Raw genomic sequence first — 5063 nt, forward strand, 5'->3', positions numbered from 1 at the left:
CTCCTTTCTGAGAAGAAACACATGCAAATCCCAAACCAACTTGTACACTAAAAGCAAAGTTTCAGGACCGGTTCTAATGCGAAAGCATTCTATAGAGCATATCCAATATTGGTCTTTACGTTCTGCCTCGTGGCGAACACCTTGAGAATTGGCACAACTTGTAGAAGTCGATATGCTTTGAATCAACAATAATTGATTCATTCTTCAGTTCAGGACAAATGCATGAGTCGTCAACAAACTCGCCGGGCGATGTTGAAAACCTCAGCAGCGACCGCCATTGCAAGCGTGACCGCGCCGATGTTTCTCAACGCAAGTGACAAAGCTGGAGTGAAATCGCCAGTTGTTGGAACAGGCGAACATGTTTACGAGTGTGTTCATGATTGGGGAAGCAATGCCCTCCCCAACGGTCACAGTTACGGCGGGGCTTCTCATGGCGTTGCAGTCGATCAGCAGGGGCTCATCTACATCACACATCAAGGTGGACCGGATTCGATTTTTGTTTTCGATGCAGATGGAAAATTCATCAAGTCGATGGGTAAAGACCATCAAGTCAAAAATCGTGGGAAGGGCCACGGAATCGATATTCGCAAAGAAGGATCGGAAGAGTTTCTCTATCTTGCTCCGAGCGACAAATCACTCTACTTCACAAAGATGACTCTCAAAGGCGAGGTCGTCTGGAATCGTGGTCGAGACCAGCTTCACAAAGATAGCGGCGTTCTTGGCCCCAAAGTTAGCTATCGGCCGACGAACACGAGCTTCCGCCCCGACGGCGGTTACTATCTCGGTGACGGATATGGCAGCAACTACATTTTCGAGTACGACAAAGATGATAAATTCGTGCGTGTTCTGGGCGGAAAAGGTAGCGAGGAAGGGAAGTTTGCAACACCGCACGGTCAGTGGCTCGATGAGCGCGACGGCATCCCCAAGCTCGTTGTTGCAGATCGGGCGAACAAGCGATTGCAGTGGTTCGACCTAGACGGAAATCACCTCAACACTTTGGACGGCTTCCTGTTCCCGGCGGATATCGACACACAGGGAGAATTGATGCTCATCCCGGATTTACATGCCCGAATCACAATCCTGGACAAGAACAATTCGGTTCTGGCACACCTGGGAGATGACGCGACATGGCGAGAGCAGGTTCTTGGGAATGGTTTTGCAATGCGTAAATCCTCAGCTCAGTGGCAACCTGGCAAATTTGTTCATCCACACGATGCCTGCTTCGACATGAACAACGACATCTTCTGTGTCGAATGGGTCGTTGGCGGTCGTGTAACCAAACTTGTGAAGGCGTAAAATTCTGCCTTTCACACGCATGAAAGCGTGTGGAAATTTCTTACGGAACGAATACGAATTCAGGTGAGTTCACTAAGACCCAGACGACATCCTCAGCCCGTTGTCGCCAATCGGCGTCGAGACGAACTGACTTGGGATCGCCTTCAAGAATTTCTCGAGACCGATCCATCGCTTCGCGGTCGGCATCAGGGTGGAAATGGTTGATCCAGGTGATTCCTGATCGGAACATTCGCTTCGGCGGGACCGCTTCTGGCCCTGCGATGATTCGCGACTCGTAGCCTTTTCGCAATTGTTCACTGAACATCTCCCGTTCGTTTGAAGTTGGCGTTCGGGTGAGGAGACGCTCGAACAGGTGCTCGACAAACACCTCAACCGGCTGATCCTGCAACGCTTCATGTGTGAGAGCGGAATCGTCTGAGAAATCAATTGCTTTAAGTGAGGAAGTTCCGTTCGCTAGCACCATTGGCTGAAGTGCCGTGAGCGGATCTTCGCGATGCGTGAGTGGTTCCTGCCGTTGCTGACGCCAGCCATACGCCGACATTAAGTCGATGATGCTTTGCGCGACCGGTAACGACATGCTCGGCCTGTCCCGTTCGTTACTGACAGTAATGAGTTGCCAGGCTCGTTCAGGTGTTCCCAGATGCACGAAGATGCTGTCCGGTCGTTTTCCATCGGCGTCCATTGTCAGCTTTTCACTGCCAAAAGATTTCCCGGTCGCTGCGTAGAGCGAATCGGCAAGTTGCTCACCGGTCATCTTTCTCCGGATCGGACCGCGAAATTTTTCAGCGCCGATGTTGTCAGCAAGCAATCCGGGTACAGGAGCTCGCTGATAGATATCGCTCAGAAGAATTGTTCGCGTCAGAGCTTTGAGATCGTATCCACTCAGGATGAACTCACGGCTTAAATAATCAAGCAACTCAGGGTGCGAGACTTCTGCTTCTTCCCAGTCGTCAACAGGTTGGACGATTCCACGCCCAATCAGCTTCGCCCAGACTCGGTTCACAATGACTTGCGTGAACCGTTTGTTATGTGGGCTGGTCAGCATGGCTGCGAGTTGGTGTCGTGAGTCATTGGAGTTTCGAACGAACTCATCTGCAAGGACTGGATGGTCCGTATCCGTTGCGGAGACGAACTGAGCAAAAGGCCATTTCGGTTTTACGGAAGTCCCGGGCTGTAGCGTGACTTTGACTGACAGACTGGCAACTTCTTCCGTGGAAAGCGGAATCGTACTACTGCCGGGGACTTTTTGTGCATCCCGCTTCAACAAAGCAGCAATGCTGAACAGGTCTTCCTGTTTCACGTCGTGGTACGGAGCATCATGGCAGCGTGCACATTTCATTTCGACTGCAAGAAATGCCGTACCAAGAATGTGAGCCTTGGCTGCCATAGGAACATCGTTTTGTGATGCAATGCTAAAACCAGCTGGACCACCAGAGTATGTACTTCCTTCCATGAGCGAGAGTTCTGTCACAAATCGATCAAACGGTTTGTTGTCTAAGAACGATTCATAAAGATACCAGCGAAACGGACCGGAGTTGTTCAACTCTGGTTTCGTCAATCCTGGATTTTCAGCGAGAACATCCTGCCAGTAGCCAACCCAGTGATCTGCCCAACCTTGGTCGTTCAGCAATTTCTCGATGATCTCTGCACGACGTGTCTCTTTGGGAAACTCAAAAAACGCTTGAATGAGTTCTGGAGAAGGAATTGCCCCGATCGTGTCGAGCGAGACTCTTCGCAGGAACTCACTGTCTGAAATTTGACCAGTCGGTTTGAGTTGTTCCTGCTGTAATGAAGCAATGATAAATTTGTCGACATTCGATTTCACACTTGTTGCGTCAGGAATTTCTGGAACATCAACCTCGGGACCAGCTTGAGTTTTCGCCCATGCGTGTCGTTGATCCCAATATTTCTGCTCTGCCTGGCTGACCGCTAAACGTTCACGCTGATTCCAGTCGACGAGTCGTTGACGTTCTTCGTTTTTGAATGTCAGCCAGCCTTCGTCCGTGTAATCGAGCTCTCTCTTCGGAGCCAGAAACTTGAGCTGGTCGTCAGTTTTCGCGTACCCGACATTGAATTCTCCAAGATAGTTCCCTTTCCCTTTGTTTCCAACAAGCCGGTAGAGGACAACATTGTGTTTGCCTGCGGTCAGCACAACTTTTTGGTGATCTTCCAACTGCCCTGCAGCGAGAGAAAGTACCTCATCTCCGTACTGAGTGAGCCTGTAGTACTCCTGATGTGCATCGGCACGAGGGTTCATAAACTCGGTTTCTGCAACCAGTTTTCCATCGATGTAGAGGCGACACGCGTCGAGCGAACGGAGCCGGAATTCGTACTCACCAGCATCAAATTCAACCGTACTACTGAGTCGAATCAAACTCGGAGCAGGTCGATCGATGATCAGACCTTTGCTGTTGTATTTTTTCGGCAGTCTGTCGAGTGCAAAGAAGTCTGTCTGATACAGCGGCGACATGTCCTTGTTCAAGAATTTCCAACTTCGCCCCGCTGAGACAGTTTCGAGGATGTCGACCTGAACGTGGTCACCGGAGAGGTCTCCATCGATTTCATCAAATGCAAAATGATCGACTTTGATGTCGAGGTTTGCACGCTTCTTGATAGCCTCTGGACTTAAAGCAGTTCGGTAGATCGCAACTTCATCGAGAGACGCACCGAGCGTGGCTCCGCCCCCCATTGACGATCCAATCCACAATTCGTCATCATCGGTGATGGGACCAGATGCCGCGTCTCCCGCAAGATCCCATTTTCCGGGAACGACTTTCCCGTCAATATATCCACGCAGACTTTTTTCTTGACCAAAAGTGTATGTCACCGCGACATGATGCCAGTATCCATCTGCCGGTACGGAAGCATTGGAAGTCCATCGGTGACCAGCTTCGTGAATATGTTTTGTGAGGCCGGTTGAGTCGACAAAGAAAAAGCTGATCGCAGTTTTTCCTCCACCTGTCGCAAGACGTAAGGAATAGCTTTGGTTGTTGCTGTGTGTGCCGGGATTATTCGTCCTGCCTTTCCCGATGATGTAGGGATAGCTCCCTGATAGTGCATCATCAATTTTCACCCAGGCCTCCAGAGTTATTCCATCGCCCAACTTGAAATCAAGAACCGAGTCGGCATCGGGATCCTGCACAACGAGATAATTTTTCCCACGATTGATTCGTATCGCCTGATTTTTCGGCGAAAAGTCAGGATAGTCAGACGGACGCGGTCCCGCTTGCTTTGCTGCGACCATCCCCTGAATACGGGCGTGCAAACCGTTTCCGGATTGATCCAGAAAAGCCCCTTCTTGTGGAGCTTCGAAATTCCACCAGGCGACAGGCTTGTCTGCCTTGACGATCTCCGAATAGCGATCCTGCCCTTCAGAATGAATCACCGGTCCAGCAAGGATGAGAATGAACGAATAAAACATGGAAGACTTCATCAATTCACCGCTATCAATAATCTAAGATGTGCTGGGGTCGAACCATTTTACTCGCTGTTCATCGAGCTGCGTAAGAACTCGAATTCGGCCTCTCTCTTCAGTGGTCAACAAGGTTCATCATCACAGTTGAGCACAGGTTTCGCAAGGTCTTTCAGTGAGACCGATGGCTGTTCGTTCTGTTCATTGCGAGATGTTGAGAATCAGGATTGAGTCAAGGGGCGTTTCTGACGGAAAAGGCCCAGATGAGTTATCTGGGCCTAGAGCATCTTTCTTTTAGTTTTTCAGTAGATTTGAGGTGATTGGTGATTTAGTCTATTGGTTGTGTGGGGCTCGC

The 5063-nt window shown here is 50.0% G+C and carries 2 protein-coding genes; one reads left to right on the forward strand and one right to left on the reverse strand.

What is annotated here, in order from left to right; translation table 11 throughout:
• The first annotated feature begins 222 nt into the window (after positions 1-222).
• Positions 223-1296, forward strand: coding sequence for a peptidase (locus ACN0YR_RS24950; RefSeq protein ID WP_417851929.1), 1074 nt, complete (start codon positions 223-225; stop codon positions 1294-1296).
• A 40-nt stretch (positions 1297-1336) separates the two neighbouring features.
• Here the strand turns inward: ACN0YR_RS24950 and ACN0YR_RS24955 are convergent, their stop codons facing one another.
• A complete protein-coding gene (locus ACN0YR_RS24955) occupies positions 1337-4729 on the reverse strand; it encodes a DUF1553 domain-containing protein (protein WP_417851930.1) in 3393 nt (1130 codons plus the stop codon).
• Positions 4730-5063: the final 334 nt, after the last annotated feature.

Source organism: Thalassoglobus sp. (assembly GCF_048270125.1).
Classification (GTDB): domain Bacteria; phylum Planctomycetota; class Planctomycetia; order Planctomycetales; family Planctomycetaceae; genus Thalassoglobus.